General features: G+C 71.8%; 20 protein-coding genes. 12 read left to right on the forward strand and 8 right to left on the reverse strand.

Annotation, left to right across the window (positions count from 1 at the left end; all coding sequences use genetic code 11):
* Positions 1-18 precede the first annotated feature (18 nt).
* The 11 genes from ACFQ46_RS10145 (at position 19) to ACFQ46_RS10195 (ending at position 12522) form a co-directional block, all read left to right on the forward strand.
* Positions 19-1845 (forward strand): glycosyltransferase, encoded by a 1827-nt coding sequence (locus ACFQ46_RS10145; protein WP_380259386.1) that lies wholly within the window; start codon positions 19-21, stop codon positions 1843-1845.
* Positions 1842-3029: an acyltransferase family protein gene (locus ACFQ46_RS10150; protein WP_380259387.1), complete on the forward strand. Its 1188-nt coding sequence runs from the start codon at positions 1842-1844 to the stop codon at positions 3027-3029. Before ACFQ46_RS10145 ends, ACFQ46_RS10150 begins: the two co-directional genes overlap by 4 nt.
* A gap of 115 nt (positions 3030-3144) precedes the next feature.
* Positions 3145-4332, forward strand: coding sequence for a UDP-galactopyranose mutase (gene glf / locus ACFQ46_RS10155; protein ID WP_380259388.1), 1188 nt, complete (start codon positions 3145-3147; stop codon positions 4330-4332).
* On the forward strand, positions 4329-6341 hold the full coding sequence (locus ACFQ46_RS10160) for a glycosyltransferase (RefSeq protein WP_380259389.1): 2013 nt from the start codon (positions 4329-4331) through the stop codon (positions 6339-6341). The genes glf and ACFQ46_RS10160 overlap by 4 nt, the downstream gene beginning before the upstream one ends.
* A 2-nt stretch (positions 6342-6343) precedes the next feature.
* Positions 6344-7240, forward strand: a complete 897-nt coding sequence (locus ACFQ46_RS10165) for an ABC transporter permease (RefSeq protein WP_380259390.1) — start codon at positions 6344-6346, stop codon at positions 7238-7240.
* Entirely contained in the window at positions 7240-8019 is a 780-nt protein-coding gene (locus ACFQ46_RS10170) for an ABC transporter ATP-binding protein (protein ID WP_328294887.1), read from the forward strand. The genes ACFQ46_RS10165 and ACFQ46_RS10170 overlap by 1 nt, the downstream gene beginning before the upstream one ends.
* Complete coding sequence (locus tag ACFQ46_RS10175; RefSeq protein WP_380259391.1) at positions 8016-9581, forward strand: hypothetical protein; 1566 nt, start codon at positions 8016-8018, stop codon at positions 9579-9581. The genes ACFQ46_RS10170 and ACFQ46_RS10175 overlap by 4 nt, the downstream gene beginning before the upstream one ends.
* On the forward strand, positions 9578-10087 hold the full coding sequence (locus ACFQ46_RS10180) for a phosphatase PAP2 family protein (RefSeq protein WP_380259392.1): 510 nt from the start codon (positions 9578-9580) through the stop codon (positions 10085-10087). The genes ACFQ46_RS10175 and ACFQ46_RS10180 overlap by 4 nt, the downstream gene beginning before the upstream one ends.
* Positions 10084-10986 carry a decaprenyl-phosphate phosphoribosyltransferase gene (locus ACFQ46_RS10185; RefSeq protein WP_380259393.1) on the forward strand — a complete coding sequence of 301 codons (903 nt, stop codon included), beginning with the start codon at positions 10084-10086 and terminating at the stop codon, positions 10984-10986. The genes ACFQ46_RS10180 and ACFQ46_RS10185 overlap by 4 nt, the downstream gene beginning before the upstream one ends.
* Positions 10986-11417 (forward strand): GtrA family protein, encoded by a 432-nt coding sequence (locus ACFQ46_RS10190; protein ID WP_328296266.1) that lies wholly within the window; start codon positions 10986-10988, stop codon positions 11415-11417. The genes ACFQ46_RS10185 and ACFQ46_RS10190 overlap by 1 nt, the downstream gene beginning before the upstream one ends.
* Positions 11410-12522, forward strand: coding sequence for a glycosyltransferase family 87 protein (locus ACFQ46_RS10195; protein WP_380259394.1), 1113 nt, complete (start codon positions 11410-11412; stop codon positions 12520-12522). Before ACFQ46_RS10190 ends, ACFQ46_RS10195 begins: the two co-directional genes overlap by 8 nt.
* On the opposite strand, the gene ACFQ46_RS10200 is transcribed toward ACFQ46_RS10195, so the two are convergent.
* The 8 genes from ACFQ46_RS10200 to ACFQ46_RS10235 form a co-directional block, all read right to left on the reverse strand.
* Positions 12407-12751, reverse strand: coding sequence for a DoxX family protein (locus ACFQ46_RS10200; protein WP_380259395.1), 345 nt, complete (start codon positions 12749-12751; stop codon positions 12407-12409). The two genes, ACFQ46_RS10195 and ACFQ46_RS10200, sit on opposite strands and share 116 nt — an antisense overlap.
* Before the next feature lie 56 nt (positions 12752-12807).
* Complete coding sequence (locus ACFQ46_RS10205) at positions 12808-13938, reverse strand: low temperature requirement protein A (protein ID WP_380259475.1); 1131 nt, start codon at positions 13936-13938, stop codon at positions 12808-12810.
* Between the two features lie 153 nt (positions 13939-14091).
* Entirely contained in the window at positions 14092-14403 is a 312-nt protein-coding gene (locus ACFQ46_RS10210) for a DUF559 domain-containing protein (RefSeq protein WP_380259396.1), read from the reverse strand.
* 683 nt (positions 14404-15086) lie between these two features.
* Positions 15087-17090, reverse strand: a complete 2004-nt coding sequence (locus ACFQ46_RS10215) for a SpoIID/LytB domain-containing protein (protein WP_380259397.1) — start codon at positions 17088-17090, stop codon at positions 15087-15089.
* A gap of 25 nt (positions 17091-17115) precedes the next feature.
* Positions 17116-18339, reverse strand: a complete 1224-nt coding sequence (locus tag ACFQ46_RS10220; RefSeq protein WP_380259398.1) for an LGFP repeat-containing protein — start codon at positions 18337-18339, stop codon at positions 17116-17118.
* A gap of 1 nt (position 18340) precedes the next feature.
* Positions 18341-20287 carry an N-acetylmuramoyl-L-alanine amidase gene (locus ACFQ46_RS10225; RefSeq protein ID WP_380259399.1) on the reverse strand — a complete coding sequence of 649 codons (1947 nt, stop codon included), beginning with the start codon at positions 20285-20287 and terminating at the stop codon, positions 18341-18343.
* A 385-nt stretch (positions 20288-20672) separates the two neighbouring features.
* A complete protein-coding gene (locus ACFQ46_RS10230) occupies positions 20673-21950 on the reverse strand; it encodes a DUF1501 domain-containing protein (protein WP_380259400.1) in 1278 nt (425 codons plus the stop codon).
* 14 nt (positions 21951-21964) lie between these two features.
* Positions 21965-23437 (reverse strand): DUF1800 domain-containing protein, encoded by a 1473-nt coding sequence (locus ACFQ46_RS10235; protein ID WP_380259401.1) that lies wholly within the window; start codon positions 23435-23437, stop codon positions 21965-21967.
* 105 nt (positions 23438-23542) lie between these two features.
* Between ACFQ46_RS10235 and ACFQ46_RS10240 the strand changes: the two genes are divergently transcribed.
* Complete coding sequence (locus ACFQ46_RS10240) at positions 23543-24583, forward strand: NAD(P)-dependent alcohol dehydrogenase (protein WP_380259402.1); 1041 nt, start codon at positions 23543-23545, stop codon at positions 24581-24583.
* Position 24584: the final 1 nt, after the last annotated feature.

The raw sequence follows: 24584 nt of genomic DNA on the forward strand, positions 1-24584 counted from the left end.
ACCTGGCACCCTGTCCCGGTGCCCCGGGAACGTGTCATCGCCGTCGTCGTCGCCTGGGACCGCCGCGACCTGCTGCTCGCCGGGCTCGACGCGCTCGCCGCCCAGACCCGCCGCCCCGACCTCGTCGTGGTGGTCGACAACGCCTCCTCCGACGGCTCCCCGCAGGCCGTCCGGGAGTGGAGCACCGGCACCGACCTGCCCCTCGACCTGGTCGTCCTGCCCCGCAACACCGGCGGCGCCGGCGGGTTCGCGGCCGGTCTGGCCCGCGCGGTGCACCGCCACGACGCCGACGCCGTCTGGCTGATGGACGACGACACCGTCCCGACCCCGACGGCGCTCGCGGAATCGCTGGCCGCCCTGCGGCGCACCGGGTCCGCCGTCGTGGCGAGCCGGGTCGTGTGGACCGACGGCCGCGACCACCCGATGAACACCCCCCGCGAGCGCCCCGGGGTCAGCGCGCAGGAGCGGGCGGCGGCCCGGGCCGCGGGCTGCCTGCCGATCCGTTCGGCCAGCTTCGTCGCGCTGCTGCTCGACGCGCGGGCCGTGCGCGAGGACGGACTGCCCGAGGCCGCCTTCTTCCTCTGGAACGACGACTTCGAGTACACGACCCGGCTGCTGCGCCACCGGCGTGGGGTCGCCTGCGCGGCCAGCGTCGTCGAGCACCGCACCAAGGTGTTCGGCTCCACCGACGCCGACCCGGGCGAGCGGTTCGTGCTGGAGGTCCGCAACAAGCTGTGGACCTTCACCCGCTCCCGACCCCTCGACGCCCGCGACACCGTCCTCTACGGCGGGGCGACGCTGCGCCGCTGGGGCCGGACCATCGCCCGCTCGCAGCGCCGCGACGTCCTGCTCAGGGGCCTGACCAGCGGGCTGCGCCAGGGGGTCCGCCGCCCCGCTCCCACGGCCACCGTCCTCGCCGGCCTCGGCGAGGTCTCCGACGACGTCCGCGCCGTGGAGTCCGCCGCCGGCCGTGCCCCCCTCCTGGAGACGGCTGGACGCCGGCTCCAGGACCTGAGGTTCTCGGTGCTGCTGCCGGTGTGGGCACGCGACGAGGTCGCGCAGCTGCAGCGCGCGGTCGCGAGCGTGACGAGCGACCAGGAACTGCGGCCCGACGAGGTCCTCATCGTCCGCGACGGCCCCGTCCCCGACGACCTGCAGGAGGCCCTCGACGCCCTGCAGGGTGTCCGGGTCCTGGAACTGCCCGAGAACGTGGGTCTCGCCCGGGCCCTGGAGGAGGGTCTGCGGCACTGCACCTTCGACGTCGTCGCCCGGATGGACGCCGACGACGTGAGCCTGCCGCACCGCTTCGCCCGCCAGCTGCCGCTGATCGCCGCGGGTGCCGACCTCGTGGGGGCGGGTCTGCTGGAGATCGGCGCCGACGAGGACGACGTCGTCGGCCGCCGCGTCCCGCCGACCGGCGCGGCCGCGATCGCCCGCTACGCCCGCTTCCACGATCCCTTCAACCACCCGACGGTGGTCTACCGCCGCTCCGCGGTCGCCGCGGCGGGGGGTTACCGGGACCTGGACCTCATGGAGGACTACTGGCTGTTCGCGCGGATGATCGGCGCGGGTGCCCGCGTCGAGAACCTCGCCGAACCGCTCGTGAAGTACCGCGTGGGTGCGTCCCCGGACGCCGGCTCCTACGCCCGCCGCGGTGGTCTGCGCCTCTTCCGCTCCGAGCTCACCCTGCAGGGGCACCTGCTGCGGGAGGGGTTCACGAGTCCCGTCCAGGCCGCCCGCAACGTCGTCGTGCGCGGCGGCTACCGCTTCGTCCCGACCCGGATCCGCACGCTCGCCTACCGGGCGCTCATCGCGACGTCCCACCAGCAAGGAGGTGACCGGTGACCGCCGTCACCGACACGCAGCCCCCCGCCGACACCACGGCGACCAAGCGCCTCCCCGAGGTCCGCTCGATCACCGGGCTGCGGATCGTCGCGGCCGTCTGGGTGCTGCTCTTCCACTGGAAGTTCACCCCGCTGCCGGACTGGGAGCGGGTGCGGGCCTTCCTCGTGCCGGTCACCGACTCCGGGCACCTGGGCGTCGACCTCTTCTACGTGATCTCCGGCTTCGTCATCACGCTGACCTACGTCGAGAAGATGGGCCGGCGACCGGACCTGCGCGGCTGGTGGCGGTTCTGGTGGGCCCGGATCTGCCGGGTCTGGCCCGCCTACGCCGTCGTCGTCGTCCTGTTCGGGATCTGGCTGCTCTGGCGGCGCAGCATCGACCCGACGTTCTACGCCTACCAGGGCGTCCAGCCCGACCTCGGGCCGTGGAGCTGGATCCAGCAGCTGCTGCTCGTCCAGCTCTGGCACCGTCCCGACTTCGACGGGGCCAGCTTCGTCGGCGCGACCTGGTCGGTCTCGGCCGAGATGGCCGCCTACGTGGCCTTCCCGGTGCTCGCGCTGGTGCTGTACCGCCTGAAGCGGCTGCCCTGGTGGGTGCTCGTCGCCGGCGCCGTCGCGCTGATGGCCCCGGCCGCCCTGCGCAGCTACCAGACCGGGGTCATCTACTGGGACTACAGCTGGCTGGAGCGCATCTTCACCTGCTTCGGCGCGGGGGCGCTGGTCTGCCTCGCGGTGCGCAAGCTGCAGGCGGGTCCCCGCTCCGGCGAGCTCGCGGCCCGCTGGGCCCCGCGGGTCGCCTGGATCCTGGTGATCGAGTGCGTGCTCGTCGTCGGCTGGGCCGTGGGCCGGCCCTACGACCGCTTCGCCGTCGTCGCGGTCCTCTTCCCGCTGCTCGTCGGGGCGCTGGCCCTCACCGACGCCGGCCCCTCGGCCTTCCTGTCCCGGCCCGCGATCGTGCTCGGCGGGCGGATCTCCTACAGCGTCTACCTGGTGCACGTGCCGGTGTACGAGATCTTCTGGACCTTCCAGAAGGAGGTCCCGCAGATCGCGCCGGGCGGGCCCTGGACGAGCTTCGTGGTGCCGAACCTGCCCATCGTCGCCATCGGGCTCGGGTGGGTCCTGTGGAGGTTCGTCGAGGAACCCGCCCGCCGCCGCCTGCGCGCGGTGGGCCGTGCGCGCCGTTGAAGTGGGTGGGGGTCCGGGACGGCTACGCTGACGCCACCATGCCCGAGCACAGTGACGCCCCTGCACATGCCACGCAGAAGACGCCAGAGACGGAGCGACCGAGGGTGAGCCAACCGTGAACATCGACCTCGTCGTCGTCGGATCGGGCTTCTTCGGGCTGACGGTCGCCCGTCAGTGCGCGGAGGACCTGGGCCTGAAGGTCCTCGTCATCGACCGCCGGCACCACATCGGCGGCAACGCCTACTCCGAGGCCGAACCGGAGACGGGCATCGAGGTGCACCGCTACGGCGCGCACCTGTTCCACACCTCCAACGAGCGGGTGTGGGAGCACGTCAACCGGTTCACGAAGTTCACGCCCTACGTGCACCGCGTCTTCTCGACGTACCAGGGCGGCGTCTACTCGATGCCGGTCAACCTGCACACGATCAACCAGTACTTCGGCAAGGCGCTCTCGCCGGCCGAGGCGAAGGCGCTCGTCGCCGAGCAGGCGGGCGAGATCGACACCGCCGCCGCCGACAACTTCGAGGACAAGGCGATCTCGCTGATCGGCCGTCCGTTGTACGAGGCGTTCTTCAAGGGCTACACCGCCAAGCAGTGGCAGACCGACCCGCGCAACCTGCCCGGGGCCACGGTCACCCGCCTGCCGGTGCGTTACGGCTACGACAACCGCTACTTCAACGACACCCACGAGGGCCTGCCCGTCGACGGGTACACGAAGTGGCTGGAGCGCCTCGCGGACCACCCCAACATCGAGGTGCGGCTGAACACCGACTTCTTCGACGCGGACCAGGAGGTCCGCAAGGGCAACGTCGCCGGGAACGTGCCGATCATCTACACCGGTCCCGTCGACACCTACTTCGACAACGCCGAGGGCGAACTGTCCTGGCGCACCCTCGACTTCGAGCAGGAGGTCCTGAACGTCGGGGACTTCCAGGGGGCGCCGGTCATGAACTACGCCGACGAGGACGTGCCCTACACCCGGATCCACGAGTTCCGGCACTTCCACCCCGAGCGGGACTACCCCAAGGACAAGACCGTCATCATGCGGGAGTTCTCCCGCTTCGCGGTCGAGGGTGACGAGCCCTACTACCCGGTGAACACCCCCGAGGACCGGCAGAAGCTGCTGGCCTACCGCGACCTCGCGTCGCGGGAGAAGGGCGTGCTCTTCGGGGGCCGGCTCGGCACCTACAAGTACCTCGACATGCACATGGCCATCGGGGCGGCCCTGTCGATGGTGGACAACAAGCTGACCCCGCACTTCAAGGACGGCGTGGCCCTCGTGGCCGGTGGGGTGGACGCATGAGCACTGTCACTTCTGGTTCGGAACTGCACCTCGCAGCCACCGGCGTGGGCCTGGCGCCCGACGACGGTGCGTGGCGCGAGGTCCACCGCATCGTCTTCCCGTCCCGCGCGGACATCGACGTGCTGCCGCTCTACGTCGACTTCTCCCAGTCGGAGGGTTTCGCCTCCGCGGAGTCCGACGGCATGGAGTTCGTCAGCACGGGCAGCGGTGACTCCGACACCGAGGCCGCCGGTGACCGCCGCAGCCTCACCGTCCCCGCCGGCAAGCGGTACTCGCTGGGTTCCTACTTCAACGCCTTCCCGGCCTCCTACTGGCGCAAGTGGACCCGGGCCGAGAAGATCCGGTTCGCGGGCACGTTCGTCGGTTTCGGCACGGTGACGCTGTTCAAGTCCAACGCCCGCGGCTCGCGTCAGCGCGTCACGTCCTGGCGCGTGGACGGCGAGGCGCAGCTGCGCGAGGAACTCAGCCTCGCCCCCTTCGCCGACGGCGGCTGGTACTGGATCGACGTCGCCGGCGGTTCCGACGACCTGACGCTGGTCGAGGCCGCGTGGAGCGCCCCCGTCGCCGATCACGTCGCCGGCAAGGCCTCCATCGGGGTCACGACGTTCAACCGGCCCGACTACTGCGTGAAGACCCTCAACGCGCTGGCCTCCGACGCCTCCGTGCTCGAGGTCCTCGAAGAGATCGTCATCGTCGACCAGGGCACCCAGAAGGTGCGCGACGAGGACGGGTTCGACGAGGTCGCGGCCCTGCTGGGCTCGAAGCTGCGCATCATCGAACAGGCGAACCTCGGTGGGTCCGGTGGGTTCGCCCGCGGGATGTTCGAGGCCGTCCGCTCGGAGAAGGCCAGGTACGTCCTCCTCCTCGACGACGACGTGAACATCGAACCCGAGGGCATCGTGCGCGCCGTGCAGTTCGGCGACGCGTGCCGCAAGCCCACCCTCGTCGGTGGGCACATGTTCGACATGTACGACCGTTCGGTGCTGCACACCCTCGGTGAGTCGGTGAACCTCTACCGCTTCTTCTGGGGCCCCGCCCGCGGGCTGTACCACGGCCACAACCTGGCGGCCTCGAACCTGCGCCAGACCCCGTGGATGCACCGCCGCGTCGACACCGACTACAACGGCTGGTGGATGTGCCTCATCCCCGTCGAGGTCGTCAAGGACATCGGCCTCTCGCTGCCCGCGTTCATCAAGTGGGACGACGCCGAGTACGGCCTGCGCGCCATGGAGCACGGCTACTCGACGGTGTCGCTGCCCGGCGCCTGCGTGTGGCACGTGTCGTGGAACGACAAGGACGACACGATCGACTGGCAGGCCTACTACCACGAGCGCAACCGCTTCCTGGTGGCCCTGCTGTACTCGCCGTACGAGCGCGGTGGCCGGTTGTTCCGCGAGAGCAGCTACACCGACGTCAAGCACCTCATCTCGATGCAGTACTACGCGCAGGCCCTGCGCAACCGGGCGCTGAGCGACCTGCTGAAGGGCCCGAAGCACCTGCACGAACTGCTCGGCGCGACGCTGCCGGCCGTCCGGGCGCTGCGCTCGGAGTACCCCGACGCGCAGGTCGCCGCCGAACCCGACGCCTACCCGACCCCCAAGCGCGGCAAGCCCGCGCGCAAGGGCAAGGAACCGCAGGCGCCGAAGAAGGCGACGCTGCTGCCGTGGGCCGCGCAGGCCGCACTGCGTCAGCTGCGACCCCCGAAGCCGGAGTCCGCGCAGCGTCCCGACGCGACCCTCGCCGCCAGCGAGGGCAAGTGGTGGGAACTGTCCCTCTACGACAGCGCCGTGGTCTCGATGGCCGACGGCAAGGGGGCGGTCTGGTACCGCCGCGACGCCAAGAAGTTCCGGTCGCTGCTCACCGAGTCGGCCGACCTGCACCGTCGGATGCTGACGTCCTGGCCGCAGCTGCGGGCCGCGTACAAGGCCTCGCTGCCGGAGATCACCTCGATGCAGGCCTGGGCGGACACCTTCGGCGTCGACCTCGACGCCCCCCGCGAGGAGAGCTGAGCGTGCCGACGGCCACGACCGTCACGGCGACGTCGCCGCTGGTAGCCCCGGGCCACGGCTCGGGGCTCCTGGACGTCGTCCGGTACCGGTACCTGCTGAAGCTGCTGGTCCGCAAGGAGATGCGGGTCCGCTACCGCGGCTCCGTCATGGGCCTGCTGTGGTCCTACGTGAAGCCGGGCGTGCAGTTCGCCGTCTTCTACTTCGCGATGGGGGAGTTCCTCAAGCTCAACGAGAGCGTCCCCAACTTCGCGGTCTACCTGTTCTCCGGCATCGTGGTGATCAACTTCTACACCGAGGCGTTCGGCAACGCGACGCGCTCGGTGGTGGGCAACGCCCCGCTGATCAAGAAGATCTTCCTGCCCCGGGAACTGTTCTCGGTGTCCTCGGCGTGGGTCGCGGCGATCCACTTCCTGCCCCAGCTGATCGTCCTGCTGGTGGCCTGCTTCGTCACGGGCTGGCGTCCCGGGGTCGTGCAGATCCTCGCCGGGCTGCTGGGTTTCGTGATCGTGGCCGTGCTGTCGGTGGGGCTGGGGCTGCTCTTCGGTGCGGTCAACGTGCTGTACCGGGACTTCGAGAACATCGTGGACCTGCTGCTGATGATCGTGACCTGGACCTCGCCCGTCCTCTACGACTGGCAGAAGGTCGCCGCCGCGACCGGCGGTCCGAACTCCCTGTTCATGACCCTCTACCAGCTGAACCCGGTGACGGCGGCCGTCGAGCTGTTCCACTGGGCGTTCTGGTACCCGACCGGCGACGTCCGTGACGCCGTGACCCCGGTCGTGCTGCCGCCGCACCTGCTGTGGTCGGGTCTGTGGGGTCTCCTCATCGCTCTCGTGATGCTCGCGCTGGGACAGTTCGTGTTCCGCCGCATCGAGGGCCGTTTCGCGCAGGAGCTGTGATGAGCGTGACGACTTCCTCCGACTCCCCGGTGCCGGGCGCCGCCGCGGCCGACGCGCCCACCGCGATCGAGGTCCACGGCCTGGTCAAGGACTTCACCCTCCGCCACAACCGCTCCCTCAAGGAGCTGGCGATGGCGAAGATCCGCAAGCGTCCGATCTCGGACAACTTCCGCGCGCTGCACAGCATCGACCTCGAGGTCCGCCAGGGCGAGTCCCTGGCCCTGCTCGGGTTCAACGGGTCGGGCAAGTCGACGCTGCTGAAGCTGATCTCCGGGGTCATGCGCCCGGACCAGGGCACCATCGGGGTCCGCGGCCGCATCGCCGGGCTCATCGAGGTCGGTGCCGGGTTCCACCCCGACCTGACGGGCCGGGAGAACGTCTACCTCAACGGCGCCATCCTCGGGATGGACGAGGCGACGATCAACGAACGCTTCGACGACATCGTCGCGTTCAGCGAGATCGAGCGCTTCATCGACACCGAGGTGAAGTTCTACTCCTCCGGGATGTTCCTGCGCCTCGCCTTCGCCGTCGCGGTGCACACCGACCCCGAGGTCTTCCTCATCGACGAGATCCTCTCCGTCGGCGACGAGCCGTTCCAGAAGAAGTGCCTGGCCCGGATCGAGGAACTGCGCGCCGAGGGCCGCACGCTCGTCATCGTCAGCCACGACCTCGACATGGTCGCGAACCTCTGCACCCGCGGGATCCTGCTCGAGCAGGGTCGCATCGTGGCCGACGACACCGCGACCCGCGTCGTCGCCCGCATGCGCGGTGAGGCGTGACCGCCACGACGACACCGGGGACGGGGCGGCCGCGCACGGCCGGACCCGCCGCCTCCCGCTTCGGGACCTTCGTCCCCGCCCTCGTGGTCGGCGTCCTCGCGGCCGCCACCTTCGTCCTCGTCCACCGGGCCCTGGTCGACGACGCCTACATCACCCTCGCCTACGCGCGGAACCTCGCGCTGCACGGGACGTGGGGGCTGCTGTCGAACGTCGAGTCCAACACCGCGACGTCACCGTTGTGGGTGCTGCTGCTCGCCGGGGTCACCGCCGTCGTGCGCCGGCCCGTCGTCGCGCTGGGCGTCCTGCACGTCGTCATGGCCGTGGCCCTCACGTTGTCCCTGACCTCCGCGGCCCGTCGCACGGGACTCCCGGCGTGGGTGGGTCCGGTCGCGGCCGTCGCGATCGGGGTCAACCCGCTGCTGCTGAGTTCCGTCGGCCTCGAGTCGGCGTTCCTCGTGCTGCTGCTGTCGTTGCTGCTGCTCACCGCGGTCCGCGGGGCCGCGCTGCCCTACGGGCTGGTCGCGGGCGCCGTCGTGCTGACCCGGATGGACGCCTCCGTCGTGGTCGTCGTCCTCACCCTGCTGACCCCGGCCGTGCTGAAGCGGGTCTGGATCGCCGTCCCCGCCGCCCTGGTCGTGGTGCTCCCGTGGATGGCGTGGAGCTGGTTCGCCCTGGGCTCCGCCGTCCCGGACACCGTCGTCATCAAGACGCTGCAGAAGGCGTGGGAGCAGTACGACGTCCACAACGGCATGCAGCTCTACGTCGAGGTCTACGGGCTGACGGCCGTCCTCGCGTTCCTGCCGGTGCTGCTGGGCGGGCTCGGCTGGTTCGTGCTCGCGGGGTTCGGCTGGACCCGTCGCCGGTCGGCGACGAGCGCCCCGAGCGAGCTGCGGGTGTGGCCGTGGCTGGCGCTGGGCATCGCGGGCGTCGCGCACTACGTGGCGCTGAGCGTCCTCGGCGTGCCGCCGTACCACTGGTACTACGCGGTGCTGGTGTCGGCGTCGACGATGGTCGGGGCCGCGGCCCTCGGTGCCTGCTTCCGCGGCCTGGAACTGCGCCCCGTCGCGCTCGGGGCGAGCGCGGCGGCCGTCGTCCTGCTCGTGGCGAGCGTCGGCTCCGACCTGCGGGCCGGGACCCCGTGGGCGCTGTCGCCGATCCAGACGAACTGGGCCCACCCGGCCCGCTACACCGAGATCGCCCGGGACGTGAAGACGATCCTCCAGCAGCAGGGTGGTCCGCAGTACGTGACCTCACCCGGTGAGGTCGGGCACCTGGCCTACGTGTGCGACTGCGTCGTCGACTACTTCGGCGACCCGGCCCGGGTGCAGCCGATGATCGACCAGGTCGAGGCCGAGGCCTCGCCCCTGGAGAAGCGGCTGCTGGAGTGGAACTTCACCCACCGCGACGCGGCCGCACCGCCCGTCCCGGTGGCGGGGGAGCTGTTCCGCTACGACCGGGGGACCGAACCGCCCGCGGCGCAGGGGCTGCCGACCTGGCCGATCACCACGACCTGGGACATGGTCCCCTCCGACATCGTCCTGCAACCGGTGGGTGGCGCGTGAGCACGTTGTCCTCGATCGCCGCGGCCGACCTGCGCGTCCTGCGCGGCGTCCAGTCCGCGGTGACCTTCCCCGGCGCCGTCCCCACGGCGACGGCCCTCTCGCACGCGGGGGAGCACGCCGCCGCCTGGATCGGCCTCGGCACCGTCGGGTTCCTGCTCGACCGGTCCCGCCGCCGGGAGTGGGCGATCGCCACGGGGTCGGTGGTCGCCGCGCACGGCGCCTCCGTCGTGCTCAAGCGCGTCGCGCGCCGGCACCGCCCGCTGGACCACCACGTCCAGGTCCGGGTAGGGACCCCGAGCCGCTGGAGCATGCCCTCCTCGCACGCGACGTCGACGACGGCCGCCGCGGTCGCGTTCGCGCCGCTGCTGCCGGTCCCGACGTGGCCGCTGGTCCCCGCGATGGCCCTGTCCCGGCTCGTGCTCGGCGTGCACTACCCGAGCGACGTCACCGCCGGTGCCCTCCTCGGTGCCGCGACGACGGTCGTGGTCCGCCGGATCGCCTCGTGACCACCCAGGAGCGCTCCATCACCCCGTCCACGTCCCGGCTGCCCGCCTGGTTGCGGGCGATGCGCCCGCGGCAGTGGGTCAAGAACGTCCTCGTCCTCGCGCCGGTGTTCCCGGCCGGCGAGCAGGTCGGGCTGGACACGCTCACCGGGGTGGGCGTCGCGTTCGTGCTGTTCTGCCTCGTGTCGAGCTCGATCTACCTCATCAACGACGCGAAGGACGTCGAGGCCGACCGTGCCCACCCGCGCAAGCGGTTCCGCCCGATCGCGTCGGGGGAGCTCTCCGCCCGGACCGCCGTCGTCCTCGCGATCGTGCTCGCCGTGCTCGCCCTGGGGTTCGGCACCTTCTGGCAGCCGATGCTCGGGGTCGTCCTCGGGGTGTACTTCGCGATCCAGCTCGCGTACTGCTTCGGGGTCAAGCACGAACCCGTCCTCGAGCTCGCCTGTGTCGCGTCGGGCTTCCTGCTGCGGATGCTCGCCGGCGGCACCGCGGGGGACATCCCGCTGTCGGGGTGGTTCCTGCTCACCACGGCGTTCGGTTCGCTGTTCATGGCGGCCGGCAAGCGCTACGGCGAGGCCCGTCGTGGGGAACTCACCGGTGAACCGGTGCGCCGGGTCGTGCAGAAGTACTCCACCACCTACCTCCGGTTCGTCTGGACTCTGGCGGCGACGGTCGTCGTCACGACCTACGCGCTGTGGGCGATCGAGGTCCTCGTCGCCCAGACCGGTACGAACCTCGCGACCCTGACCATCGTCCCGTTCATCCTCGCCGTCCTGCGCTACGCCGTCGACGTGGACGCGGGCAACGCCGAGGAACCCGAGGAGATCGCCCTGCACGACCGGGTGCTGCTGGCCCTCGCCGTGGTGTGGTGCGGCTCGCTGCTGCTCGCGGTGTGGCTCTGATGCGCGAGTTCCTGCGCTCCGAGCGCATGGGCGAGGTCGTCCGCTTCCTCATCTCGGGCGGGATCGCCTACCTCGCCGACCTCCTGGTCTTCAACCTGCTGCTGCTCGCCGGGGTCGACTCGATCCTGGCGAAGGTGGTCTCCAGCGTCATCGCGATCTTCATCGCGTTCCTGGGCAGCCGCTACTACACGTGGCGCGACCGGCGCAGCGAGCACCCGGGCCGCGAGTACGCGATGTTCTTCCTGTTCTCCGCGATCGCGGCGGGCCTGCAGCTGCTCTGCCTGGCGATCACCCACAACGGTCTCGGCTGGACGTCGGCGCTGGCCGACAACATCTCCGGCAACGTCGTGGGGATGGCCATCGCGATGGTGTTCCGGTTCCTGACCTTCCGGACGTTCGTCTTCCCGGACCGCTCCGTCACCCGTGCGTGACCGTCGCTTCCTGGTCCCCGCGCTGCTGGGGGTCGTGGTGGCCGTCGCGATCGTCCTCTCCGGGGTCGGCCAGGAGTCGTGGGAACGCGGCTACGACCTCGCGGTCTACCGCGACGGCGCACGGGACCTGCTGGCCGGTCGCGACCTCTACCTGCGCGAGACCTACCGCGGGCACTGGTTCGTCTACCCGCCCTTCGCGGCGGTCCTCTTCCTGCCGTTGCTGCTCCTCCCGGCCTCCGCGGACCTCCTCGTGTGGGACGCGGTGCTGCTCGGGGTCACGGTGTGGGGGACCTGGCGGATCTTCCGGTCCTTCGGCGCCGCGCTCTCCGCGGGCCTCGGTGTCGCGTTCGTCCTGCTGAGCGACCCGTTCCGGGAGGCGCTGGTGCTCGGGCAGATCAGCCCGCTCGTCGTCCTCGGACTGGTGCTGGGGTGCCTCTACGGCGGGCGGGGCGGATCGATCCCCGCCGCGTTGTCGGCGGCGGTGAAGGTGACCCCGGCGCTGGTCGTGGCGGCGCTGCTGAACCGGCAGGCGCGACGGTGGTTCGCGCTGCCCGTCGTCGTGGTCGGGGCCGTCCTGACCCTGCTCGGGGTGCTCGTCTCACCCCGGTCGGCGGTGTCCTACTTCGGGGGCCTGCTCTGGGACTCCGCCCGGGTCGCCGCCCCGGGGACGACGACGAACAACTCCCTGGCCGGGGCGTTCGCCCACGCCGGGTGGCCGACGTGGCCGTCGCTGGTGCTCAGCGTCCCGTTGCTGGTGACCATCGCCGTGGTGGCGCGGCGCTGCGACTGGCTGGACCGGACGGCCCGCATCCGGTTCGGGCTGCTCGTCTCCCTGGTGACGTGCCTCGTGTCGCCGGTGACGTGGTCGCACCACGCGCTGGCCGCGCCGATCGCCGTCGTGGTGCTGTTCGCCCTCGGGCGGTACCGGCCGCTGGTGGCGCTGGCCGGTGTCCCGTGGTTGCTACCGGTGCTGCAGTGGGGGCCCGTGCTCAGCGAGACGCGGCCGGTGTCGTTGCTGGTGCTCGTCGTCCTGCTGGTGCGGCGACGAACGCCGCGGCCAGGAACAGCGCGATCGTCGGCAGCGGGTTCGTCTCCAGCACGCTGACGTTCACGACGGTCGCGCCGACCATCAGCAGGGCGAGGCCGAGGGCCGCGAGCCGGTGCAGCCGTGGGACCAGCAGCCCGATCGCACCGGCCACCTCGCAGGCACCGACGACGAGCGACAGCGCCCGGCCGCCGCCGATCTCGTCGAACATCGCGACCGTCTCCGCACCGCCCGCCAGCTTCCCCGCCCCCGCGGCGAGGAACACCGCGGCGAGGAGGACCCGGACCACCCACCTGATCGTTCGTGTGACTCTCATGCGGCTGGGACTCACGAGGTCCCGAGGACTCATCGGTGCGCCGGCACCACCGGGGGACGGATCACCAGCACCGTGACGACGACCGCCATGACCACGGCCGTCAGGGTCACGGGGACGGGCAGCACGGGGTCGAGCAGCACGAGGAGCGCGCCGACCGGGACGACGGTGTTGACGAGGCGGTCGGCGCTCTGCCGGATCGCGAGGAACCAGATCCCGAGGACGAACACCGCGACGGGGACGGTCACCGTGAACGAGGCGGCGACGTCGCCGAGTTCGCCCTTCCCCGCGAGGTGCTCGATCTCCACCTCGATCCCGGCGGAGAACGCGCCCGCGGCGGCGAACACGAAGTAGTGCAGGTAGCCGTAGCGGAGGGAACTGCTGAGGTCGCGGATCACCCGGTGGTGCGGCGGCCAGAAGTAGGTCCACCACATCGCCGCCGTCACGACGAGGGTGAGGACGGCGATGGAGATCAGCGGTCGCAGCGCCTCGGCGTCGTGCAGGGCCTCGATGACCGCGTTCGCCGATCCGAGCAGGCTCTCGCCCAGCAGGATGAGGGTGAAGAGGCCGTACCGCTCGGTGATGTGGTGCGTGTGCCACGGCGTCCGGCCCTGGCGTTCCGCGACGACGGGGACGGCGATCTCGGCCAGGGCCAGGACGACGAACGCGGGGACCGCGAGGTCCTCCGGCAGGGCGAGGAACGCGATCCAGAACACCTGCACGACGGCGATGCCCAGCGCGTACACGACCGTCGTCCGCCGACGCGGCCCTGCGCTGCGGGAGGCCCGCAGCCACTGCGCGATCATCGCGACGCGCATGACGACGTAGCCGACGACGGTGATCGTGAAGTCTGAGTCCTCGAACGCCGGTTGCACCCCGGCCGCGAGGATCAGGACCCCGGCCATCTGGAGGATCGCGAGGACGCGGTAGAGCCAGTCGTCGGTGGCGAAGCTGGTGGCGAACCAGGTGAAGTTCATCCACGCCCACCAGATGGCGAAGAACAGCAACAGGTAGTGCGTGAGGGCGTACCCGACGTCGCCGTCGGAGAGGGAGTGGTGAAACTCGGCCGCCGTGATGCTCACGGCGACCACGAAGACCAGGTCGAAGAACAGTTCCAGCGAGGACGCGACCCGTCCCGGTTCCTCCGGGTCGCGGGCCCGCATCGGGATCAGGCGGGCACGGGCGCTCGTCTCGGTCACGCGCCGACGGTAGCGGGTGGTGGGCCGTGGACGAGGCGTTGCGAGAGGGGCTACCCGTTCGCGCCCGCCGGCTGCTCCCGACCGACGGTCCCACGAAGACTCTGACGTTCGTCCCGCTCAGGCGGCGGGTCGTCCCGCGGTGTGGACGTCGCGGACGACGCCGAGCCACCACTCCCGTTGACGCACCACCTGGGACCAGCTGAAGCGCAGGACGACGAAACCCCGTCGCCGCAGTTCGGCGTCCCGACGGAGGTCGTCGTCGCGTCGTTCGCGCGCGGAGTGGAAGGTGAAACCGTCCACCTCCACGACCAACCACTCGTCGACGACGAAGTCGTCCGGCCGGCCGGTTCCAGGACCTGCTGGCTGCGCAGGTGGTACCCCTCGTCTAGGAGGTCGACGCGCGCGACGCTCTCCAAGGCGGAACCGCACTCGGGGTCGGCCATCGCCACCAGTTCACGACGGGGGTCGTTCCGGTTCATCCGCGCGGCCGCCTCCTGGAGTTCCGTCACCGTGACCAGGCCGCGGCGCAGGGCGTGGTCGAGGGGGACGAGGGCGAAGCGTCGGGGGAGGCAGCGCAGGCAGTCCAGGACGGTGGTCAGGGGATCGGTGCAGCCGTCGAGGTCATGGACCTTCCTGCGGTGCACCACCGTCCCCGGCCAGGTGCCGCGGGAGCCGGGAGGACTGGTGACGTGCGGCCGCGAGGGTGGGTCGACGAGGTCGAGTCCGAGAGCGGCGGCCGCGGTGTGGCAACTGCGCACACCTCCGAGGGCGACCGCGGCGACGAGGTCGGGGTGGGCGTCGCGGGTGGCGTACACCCCGCGGGCGGCCCGGACGACGTCGCCGACGGCCACGGCGGACCTGAGGGCGCGCCGCGACGTCCTGGGTCGGAGACGCTCGAACCGCGCGGCGCCACCGCACTCGTGGAGGGCTTCGAGGGGGTTCATGGCCGGACAGGTTGCCGGAACGAGGGTCCGACTGCGCGAAGGCCTGTGGACAACTCCGGAGGCGGACACGACTGCTGGTTCCAGCTTCCGACACGCCGAGTTCGCGGTGACCGCGAGCGGCGTGTCGGGAGATGGAGCCAGCAGTCGTGTCCGGTGCGGGCGGGGACCTCAGCTGCGGGCGACCGCGCGGGTCGTCGCGTCGTAGGTCAGGGTTCCGCCCTGGAAGGTCTGCGAGACGCGGGAGCCGTTCCACTGCTCGTCGGCCGTGGGCATGCCCAGGGACCCGCCTTCCCACCCCTGCGCGGCCCAGGTGGTGAGGATCGCCCCGCGCACCGCGTGCGCACCGGTCCCGGCGGAGTAGTAGATCGACCCGCCCTGGAAGGGGGTGAACCAGCCCCGTCCGTTCGGCAGGGCGGCGTCCCCGGAGGTGGGGAAACCCAGACCGTTCTCCCAGCCGAGCTGACCGTACTTCTGCAGGATCGCGCCGCGGACCTCGTGGGCGCCGGTCGCGGGGGACCAGTAGATCGACCCGCCCTGGAACCGGGTGAACCAGCCCGCCCCGTTCGGCGTGGGCGCGTCGCTGCTCAACGGCAGGCCCAGGCCCGTCTCCCACCCGAGGGAGGCCCACCGGCGGAGGATGTCCCCGCGGACGGCCTGCGCGCCGGTGGCGGCGGACCAGTAGATCGAACCGCCCTGGAAGTGGGTGTAGTAGGCGTTCCCGCCGGGAACCCGGTTGTCCCCGGTCGTGGGGAAACCGAGGCCGGTCTCCCAGCCCATCGCGGCCCACTTGCTGCGGATGGCGCCGCGGACCTCGTGCGCACCGGTCGCCGCGGAGGCGTAGATCGAACCGCCCGCGTAGTGCTGGTAGGCACCCTGGCCGTTCGGGGTGCTGAGTTCACCGGTGGTGGCCCCACCCATCGTGCCGCCCGCGCCGCCGAGGGCGTTGTACTGCAGCTGCACCGCGCTGACGATGGCGAAGTAGTCCGACCGCAGGGCTCCCAGCTGACGCAGTTTCGTCCCCGTCACCGCGACGCTGCCGTTGGTGCAGACGAGGGTCGCGCTGGTGACGCGGCCGCCGTAGTCGCCGCGACCGTCGCGGGCCTTGACGACGATCCCCGTCGCGGCACCACCCGGGGCGCACCCGGCGTTGAAGGCGGCGGCGGACACGGTGTTCGTCCAGGCGGCCACGCTGTCCCCGGGGGCGGTGCGGCCCGGCGCGGAGAACGGGTCCTCCTTGGCGACGAGGTACGGCTTGGAACCCGCGACCGTCCACCCTCCGTTGGAGGAGGAGAACTGGGTGAAGGCGACCTGGCCGGAGGAGGCGCGAATCTCACCGGCGGTCGCGGCGATCGCCGAGTTCGTCGACGACGGCGTCGTCCAGGTCTGCGCCCCGTTCCTGTCCCGGGCCTCCGCACCCCGGTACACCTGGCACGCGGTCGTGTCGCAGATGTCGGTCTGCGCCTGCGCGTTCAGCACGGACAGCGCGTAGCTGCGGGCCGCCACGGCCTGGGCCTTGAGCGCCTCGGCGTTCCAGGACGAGGGGGACTCGGCGGGCACGACCCCGCGCAGGTAGGTCTCGAGCGGGACGTCGTTGACGACGGTCAGGGTCGGACCGGTGACGATGCGGATGACCCCGTCGTAGCGGACGAAGGAACCGTCGCCCTTCTGCAGCATCACCCCGTCGGGACCGCTGATGGTGACGGAACCGCCCCACGTCTGGTTCCCGCCGCCGTCGACGGTGCCGGAGAGCCCGGAGCCGCTCGGCGCGACGACCAGCCGCTGCCCGGCGCTGACCTTCTGGTCGGTGCCGGAGATGGACAGCTGCTGGCCCGTGGGCGCGTAGACGGCGACGGCGGCGTTCGCGAACGACGTCAGTCCGACCCGCAGCGTCCGGTTCTCGCGCGAGGCGACGTCGGTGCCCGGGTAGTAGAAGTCGAGGATCGTGCGGTAGCCCTGGCCGGCGACGGCGCGCGACTGGGCCCCCCACTGCGACATGCCGATCCCGTGGCCGAACCCGTGGCCCACGAACGTGAAGGAACCCCCGCTGGCGGGGCGCACCTCGTCGGCGGCCGCCGGGCCCGCGGTGAGGGTTCCGGCCGTGAGAGCCAGGGCGGTTCCGGCGATGACACCGGTGAGGCCGGTGACCAGGCGGGAGAGAGGGGTGCGTGTCATGTCGTCCTCCGGGGACTCGCGCGGTTCAGTGGTTCAGCGAGATCGAGGTGCTGCGGCGGACGGCGTCCCACACGAGGTAACCGCCCTGGAAGTCCAGGCGCAAGCCCCCCGGAAGGGGGTGCTCCTCGCCCACCGGGAAACCCAGCGGGCCGTTCTCCCAGCCCGAGGCGGCCCACGCGTCGCGGAACGCGCCGCGGACGGCGTGCGCACCGGTCGACGGCGACCAGTACACGGAACCGCCCTCGAAGTGGGTGTAGGTCCCCGGTTTCGTGGGCGTCCGCTGGTCGCCCGTCGTCGGGAAACCGAGACCGGTCTCCCACCCCAGTGCGGCCCAGCGGTCCCGGACCGCCCCGCGGACCTCGTGGGCCCCCGTCGCGGGGGACCAGTAGATCGAGCCGCCCTGGAAGTGGTTGTAGGCGCCGACGCGCTGCGGGGTGCGCTGTTCGTCGGTGAGCGGCGCACCGAGCGCGGACGTGGCACCGAGGGAGGTGAACCGGCCCGCGATGGCACCGTGCACCTCGTGCACCGGCGTCGTGGGGGAGGAGTAGACGCTGCCGTAGCGGTAGTCGCGGCGCTGGACGCCCGTCGCGGACGTCGTGCGCCGGCCGCCGACGTCGGCGCCGAGGACGGAGCGGTCCCCGCCGAGGGCGATCCAGTGGCCCGTCAGCGGGTCGGCCGTCCCGCTCCACCACGAGGTCTCGCGGGCCGCGCCGGAGAACGTCAACGACAGGTGGACGTGACTCGTGTGCGGGTCGGGACCGGTGTACGGCTGCCACCCGGCGGCGGGGTCGTACGCCTTCCACACCGAACGGTTCCAGATGACGTACATGACCCCGAGCCGGCGGGCGTTGACGGCGGTGTTCCCCTGCTCGTCCGGCGCCAGCAACCAGGAGGCGAACTCCTGGGCGAGGGCCGCCTGCGCCGGGTCCGCGGCGTCCAGCGTCCAGTCCAGCGCGCGGCCGTCGGAGTGCTCGGAGACCGGGACGCCGTTCGCCGGGCAGTCCCGGGAGGTGCCCACGGTCTGCTTCCCGTAGGTGTCCCTGATCAGCTGCGCGAGCGCCAGGGTTCCCGGACGGGGTGCGGCGCAGGAGATCGGCGCCTGGTAGCGCGTGGGCAGCGCGTCGACGTCGGCGGGAACCCCCGCGGGGGTGCGGGGTGCCGCCGACGCCGACGGCACCGCTGACGGGGCCAGCAGGCCCGTCAACGTCGCGGCGAGGACCCCCGCCACGACGTTCCGCCGACGCCCCACGTCACTTCTGCTTCGCGGTGATCTTGCCGGTGGAGCGGTTCCAGGTCAGGGTTCCGCCCTCGAAGTCCATCCGCAGCCCGCCGTCGACGGAGTACTCGTCCTTGGTCGGGAAACCCAGCCAGGAGTTCTCCCAACCGAGACCGGCCCAGGTCTCGCGGAACGCGCCGCGCACGGCGTGGGCGCCGGTCGCGGGGCTCCAGTAGATCGAGCCGCCCTGGAAGTGGTTGTAGAAACCCTTGCCGTTCGGGGTCGCGGTGTCGTCGATCGTGGGGAAACCCATGCCACGTTCCCAGCCGAGGGCGGCCCAGCGGGCCCGGATGTCCCCGGCGGTCCAGTGGGCTCCGGTGGCCGCGGAGTAGTAGATGGAACCGCCCTGGAAGTGCGTGAACCAGCCGCCCGCGGCCTTCGAGTCGCCCGTCACGGGGAACCCGGCGGGGCCGCCCTCCCAGCCCAGCGCGGCCCACTTGCTGCGGATCGCGCCGCGCACGTCGTGCGCCCCGGTGGCCGCGGACCAGTAGATCGAGCCGTTCTGGAAGTGGTTGTAGGCACCGCCCTTGGCCTTGGAGTCGTCGGTCGTCGGGAACCCGAGCCCGTTCTCCCAGCCGAGGTTCCCCCAGGCCGCCAGGATCGCGCCGCGCACCGTGTGCGCACCGGTGGTCCTGTTCCAGTAGATCGCGCCGCCGGTGTAGAAGCGGTAGGAACCGCTCCTGCCGGGGGTGTCGTTCTCCGGGGTGGTCGGCGCGCCGAGCACGGCGGCCCCGCCGACGGCGGCGTACTTCGCGTCGATCGCGGTGCTGGTGGCGGCACCCATGAGCTGGGCGACGCGGGCGCGGATGCTGTCCATCCGGGTGAAGCCGACGTTGCCGGGGCAGGCCGTGAAACCCACGTCGCGGTGGGCGTTGATCGTCCGGAGCTTCACGGTCGTGCCGGGGGAGTAGCGCGCGGTGCCGCCGCCGGCGGAGGTGAGGTAGGTGACCCCGTCGGCGGGCAGGCCGTACATCGACAGCTTCCAGGCGATGACCTGCGCCACGGAGTCGAGGCACTCGGCGCTCGGCGCGACGGAGGTGAAGTCGCCCATCATCGAGACGCCGAAGGTGTCGGCGTTGAAACCACCGGCGTGGGCGCCCACGACGGGTTGGGTGATCCCACCGGCGCGACCCTCCCAGATGCCGCCGAAGCGGTCGACGACGAAGTTGTACCCGAGGTCGGCCCAGCCCAGGGAGACCGTGTGGTAGCGGTACATGCCGCGGATCACCGAGGGGACCTCGGCGAGGCTGTAGGTCCCGCCGTCGGCGGTGTGGTGCACCACGCAGGCCTTGATGGTGTCGCTGTAGCTCGCGCCGCCCTTGCGCAGGGACTCGTCGGCGCCCCAGTCCGCGCGGGAGCGGATCCTCGGTTGCGGGACGGCCTTCGGGCTGGCCTTGACCTCCGAGGCGAGGGTGCTGCGGGAGAGCGCGGAGCTCTCGCCGGCGTCGACGAGCTGCAGGTGGGCGTCGGCGACGTCGGTCGTGGGCAGGCGCACCTGGACGGTGGCACCGGCGCCGAGGGCGCCGACCCACGTGGGGTCCGAGGCCGTCACGGAGCGTCGCCCTTCGGCGGTGTCCGGGTCGGGTTCGGAGTCGTTGAGGGGGAGGTCGCTCCAGGCGGTCCAGTCGCCGCCGGCCTTGCGCACGCGCAGCGAGACGGTGTCCGTGGAGGCGCCGGAGGGGAAGGTCACGCCGAGCATGTGGCCGCCGTCGACGTCGACGGAGACGACGGTCAGCCCACCGGTGGAGAGCAGACCGGCGCTGCGCTGGCCACCGAGCGGGTAGGCGCGGGTCGAGCCACCGACCTGGAGGGCCGCGGGGGCCAGGGCGCTCGCGGAGGTCTGCCCGCACAGCAGGGCGGCGCCGGCGGCACCTCCGGCGAGGAGGGCGCGACGGGACAGGGGGGTGGTGACGGACCGCATCTGGGCTCGTTCCTCCTTCTGGCGTGGGGCGACGATCACCCCGTGGGTCACACCCACACGGGTGAACGCTCGGCTCCGGCATCGGCTGACCCACGGCGGACCTTGAGCGTGTCGCTGCTGTCCTGTGCGTCATCCGTCACGCAAAGTAGGTGACGATGCCAGTGGTGTACAAGGTGCGTGAGTGCACAACTGCGTAACACCTCTGTGGTCACTCACTCACTCTACGTCACAATCGTCCGTCCAGCCCCAGTTCTGAGGGCCGAGATGTGGTCTTCACCAAGGGTTCGAGTCGTTCGGGAACGACGAAGCCCCCCGGCCCGCAGGGGGCTCGGAGGGCTCGTCCAGCCCCTTCTCAGACTCAGGGGCACGTCACGCAGAGTGATGGCTACTTCGGACGGACGACCCCCAGAGGGGTGCCCGAGAACCCCGGGAAGATCGTCGCGAGCGAACCCGCCCCGCACCGCTTCTGCAGCACCTCGCCGATGATCGAGCGGTAGTCGCTCGTCCCGGCGAGGTCCCCGTCGACGAGCCGGTCGGCCCCCAGGCCCGGCCAGACGCCGTGGACCCTGCCGCCGACGACGCCGCCACCGAGCAGCAGGACGGCGTTGCCGTGACCGTGGTCCAGACCGCCCGAGGCGTTCTCCCCGACCCGGCGGCCGAACTCCGACAACGTCACGAGGGTGGTGGAGGCGAAGGAGCCGCCGAGGTCGGTCGCGAAGGCCGCCAACGACGAGGACAGCTCCGTGAGCTTCTCCTTCATCCACCCGCCGTCGACCCGGCCGAGGCCGGCGTGCATGTCCCAGTCGCCGTAGTCCAGGGCGATCACCTGGACCGGGGCGCCGGACTTCTTGAGCACGGCGGCCTGGGCGAGCGCCTTGCCGAGGTCGGTGTCGGGGTAGCTCGCCCCGTTCGCCGGACCGCTCGCGGTGCTCTTGAGCGCGGCGACCCCCTCCATCGCGGTGATGAGGGTGCCCGCGGGGGCCGCGACCTCGGGGCGGGCGCCCGTGTGCATGCGCCGCAGCGCCGCGTGCCACGTCGGCCGGTCGTCGCCCGGGCCGATGAGGCTGAAACCCTCCAGGGACGTCATCGTCGTCTCCTGACCGGGCCCGGCGAACGAGCGCGGGGTGGTGTTGGAGATGCCGACCACGTTCAGCACCGAACCCGTGCCCAGCGAGCCGAGGGTGCGGTCGATCCAGCCGGTGCGGACCGAGGAACCCGGGGCGGCGAGTTCCATCTGCTCCATCGCGGCGAAGTGCGAACGCGTCGGGTCGGACTGGCCGACGGCGTGCACGACCCCGAAGGTGCCGTTGCGCCACAGCGGCATCAGCGGGGCCATCGCCGGGTGCAGGCCGAACGTCTGGTCCAGGCCGAGCAGCGTGGAACGCGGGACGGCGATGTTCGGGCGGGCCGCGTAGTACCCCGCGTCGCCGCCGGGCACGACGGCCGACAACCCGTCGAAACCCCCGTGCAGGCTCAGCACGACCAGGGTCTCGCCGTTCCAGCCGGACCCGGCGAAGGAGACCTGGGTGGAGACGTCGCCCACGGTGTAGGTGGTCGCACCCACGGCCGCCGCGGCCAGCGCCGCGCGCAGCACGGTCCGGCGGGAGACGAGCTTCGAACCCTCGTCGCAGCCGCAGCGGCCGGCGTCCTCGAACTTCGACACGTCAGGGTCCTTCCTCAGCGGATCGTGAACGTCGGGCCGTCGAGCGTGAGCGCGACGACGTAGCGCAGGTTGTCCTGGACCCACCGGTCGTTCCTCGAGACCGGCGCTCCGGGCTGGCGGTTCGCGTACATCAGCAGCGCCGCCTTCTCGTCCGCGGTCAACGGGCTCCCCGTGAGGCGGACGCCCAGCGCGTCGACCAGCGCGCCCCAGGTGCCGGGGAAGTCGCCCAGCAGGTCCGGCGCCTTGGCGAAGGGCAGCTCGGGCGGGTACCAGCCGGCGGCGAAGTCCATGTGCCGGTTCCAGCGCGAGAGCGTGCCGCTGGGGGAGATCCAGGCCGCGGCCACGTCGGGGTAGCCGTTCGGGGCGCCCCAGGCCATCGGCGCGTGCCCCTGGTCCAGCACGTGCCAGAACAGCTTGGTGATGCCACCGGTACCGCTGGACTCCATGCCGGTGCCCAGGGTCCGCAGGGTCGCGACGTAGTCCTCCTGCGGGGTGCGGACCTTCTGACCCGCCGCGGACCAGAACTCGGCGGAGTCGAACAGCGTGCGCAGCACCGCGACGACCTGACCACCGGTGCTGGTCCAGGTCTGGGCCATCCGGTCGATCAGCGCCGCCGGGGGGTTGTCGGAGACGAACCGGGTGGCGATCCTCGTGCTGAGGCGGCGCGCGGTGGCCGGGTGGACCGCCAGCCAGCGCAGGTAGGCGTCGATCCAGCCGTTCCCGTCCGCCGGGGCGTGCGGCGGGACGACGAAGCCGAAGACGGTGCGGCCGCCGCCGTCGTGACGACCGGCGTCGTAGACCGCGGAACCGTCCGCGGCGATCGTCAGGCCGGTCAGCAACCGGGCGGAGTTCTTGACGTCGGCCTCGGTGTACCCGGCGTCGACGCCGACGGTGTGCAGTTCCAGCAGTTCCCGGCCGTAGTTCTCGTTCGGCTTCGCCGCGGTCGAGCTCGCGTTGTCCAGGTAGTTCAGCATCGCCTGGTGGCGGGCCGAGGCGACCAGCATGTCGGGGAAGCTCCCGAACGCGAACCGGCGGACGACGTTGCGGTCGTAGTCCTGCCGGCTGTACCAGGCGTCGGAACTCGGGCAGGTGACGTGCAGGACGTTGTTGAAGACGTCGACGACGACCTCGAACAGCTGCCGGTTGCTCCAGATCTGGCGGGCCAGCGTGAGGCGGCCCGTCTCGAGCATCGCGTTCCACTCCGTCGCCGCGTACCCGCCGGCGTAGAGCTGCTGGGCGCTGCGCCAGTAGAAGCTCATCCGGCCCGCGAAGGAGTCCATCGCGGCGTCGTCGACCGCGCCGGGGCTGAGCTGGCGGTCCAGCCAGGCCGCGGTGCCGAGCCTCGCGACCTCGGCCAGGGACGCCGGGGTGGGGCCCCAGCTGGCGCGGCGCAGCAGGTGCAGCCGGTCGGCGGCGCTCTCGTGCGCGAACGGCGACGCCGCGGGGCGTCGGCGGCCTCGGGTGACGGTGGCGGCGGAGGAAGGCACGCGACCTGTTCGGCAGGGGATCTCCGAAGCTTGAGCCGACCGGGTGCCCCGGCTCCGGGAACGCCCCTTGCGGTGGAGTGCGCTCCAGCGCCTAGCGTCCCCGGCATGCGGACGACGACAGGCCTGGCGCTGCTCGCGCCGGGCGGGACCTTGCAGCCCTCGACCATCGAACGGCGGGACCTGCGCCCGGACGACCTCGCGGTGCGGGTCACGTGGTGCGGCGTCTGCCGCACCGACCTGCACGCGGTGCAGGACGCGAGCAGCGGCCCGCTCGTCCCGGGGCACGAGTTCGTGGGCGTGGTGAGCGAGGTGGGGACGCAGGTCACCCGCTTCGCCATCGGCGACACGGTCGCGGTCGGCAACATCGTCGACTCCTGCGGGACGTGCGCCTCCTGTCGCGCCGGTGACGAGCAGTTCTGCGCCGAGTTCCCGACCCTGACCTACGGCGGGAGGGACCGCGTCGACGGCTCCACCACGTCGGGTGCGTACGCGGGGGAGTACGTCGTGCGCGAGGGATTCGCCTACGCCCTGCCCGCCGGGATGGACCCCGCCGGCGCGGCCCCGCTGATGTGCGCCGGGGTGACGGTCTTCGAACCGTTGCGCCGCTTCGGGGTGGGGGCGGGGGACCGGGTGGGGGTCGTCGGGCTCGGTGGGCTGGGTCACCTCGCGGTGAAGTTCGCCCGGGCGATGGGGGCGGAGGTCTCGGTGTTCACGACCTCGCAGGCGAAGGTGGAGGACGCCCGTTCGCTCGGGGTCGAGGACGTCGTGGTCTCCCGCGACGCCGACGCGATGGCCGCCGTGGCCGGCCGGTTCGACGTCGTGCTGGACACCGCGTCGGCCAAGCACGACCTCTCGCCGTACCTGCGCAGCCTGCGCGCGGACGGCACGTTGTGCGTCCTCGGCATCCCCGACCGCTACGAGGCCGACCCGATGGCCCTCATGCAGGGGTTCAAGCGGCTGACCGCCTCGGGCAGCGGCGGGCGCCCCCGGACCCGGGAGATGCTGGACTTCGCCGCCGCGCACGGGATCAGCGCGGACGTCGAGGTCGTGACCCCGGCGGAGATCACGACGGCCTTCGAACGGCTGGCCCGCGGTGACGTCCGGTGGCGGTTCGTCCTGGACACCGCGTCCCTGGCTCAGGCGTAGC

It is taken from the genome of Kineococcus sp. GCM10028916, assembly GCF_042674865.1.
Taxonomy (GTDB): domain Bacteria; phylum Actinomycetota; class Actinomycetes; order Actinomycetales; family Kineococcaceae; genus Kineococcus.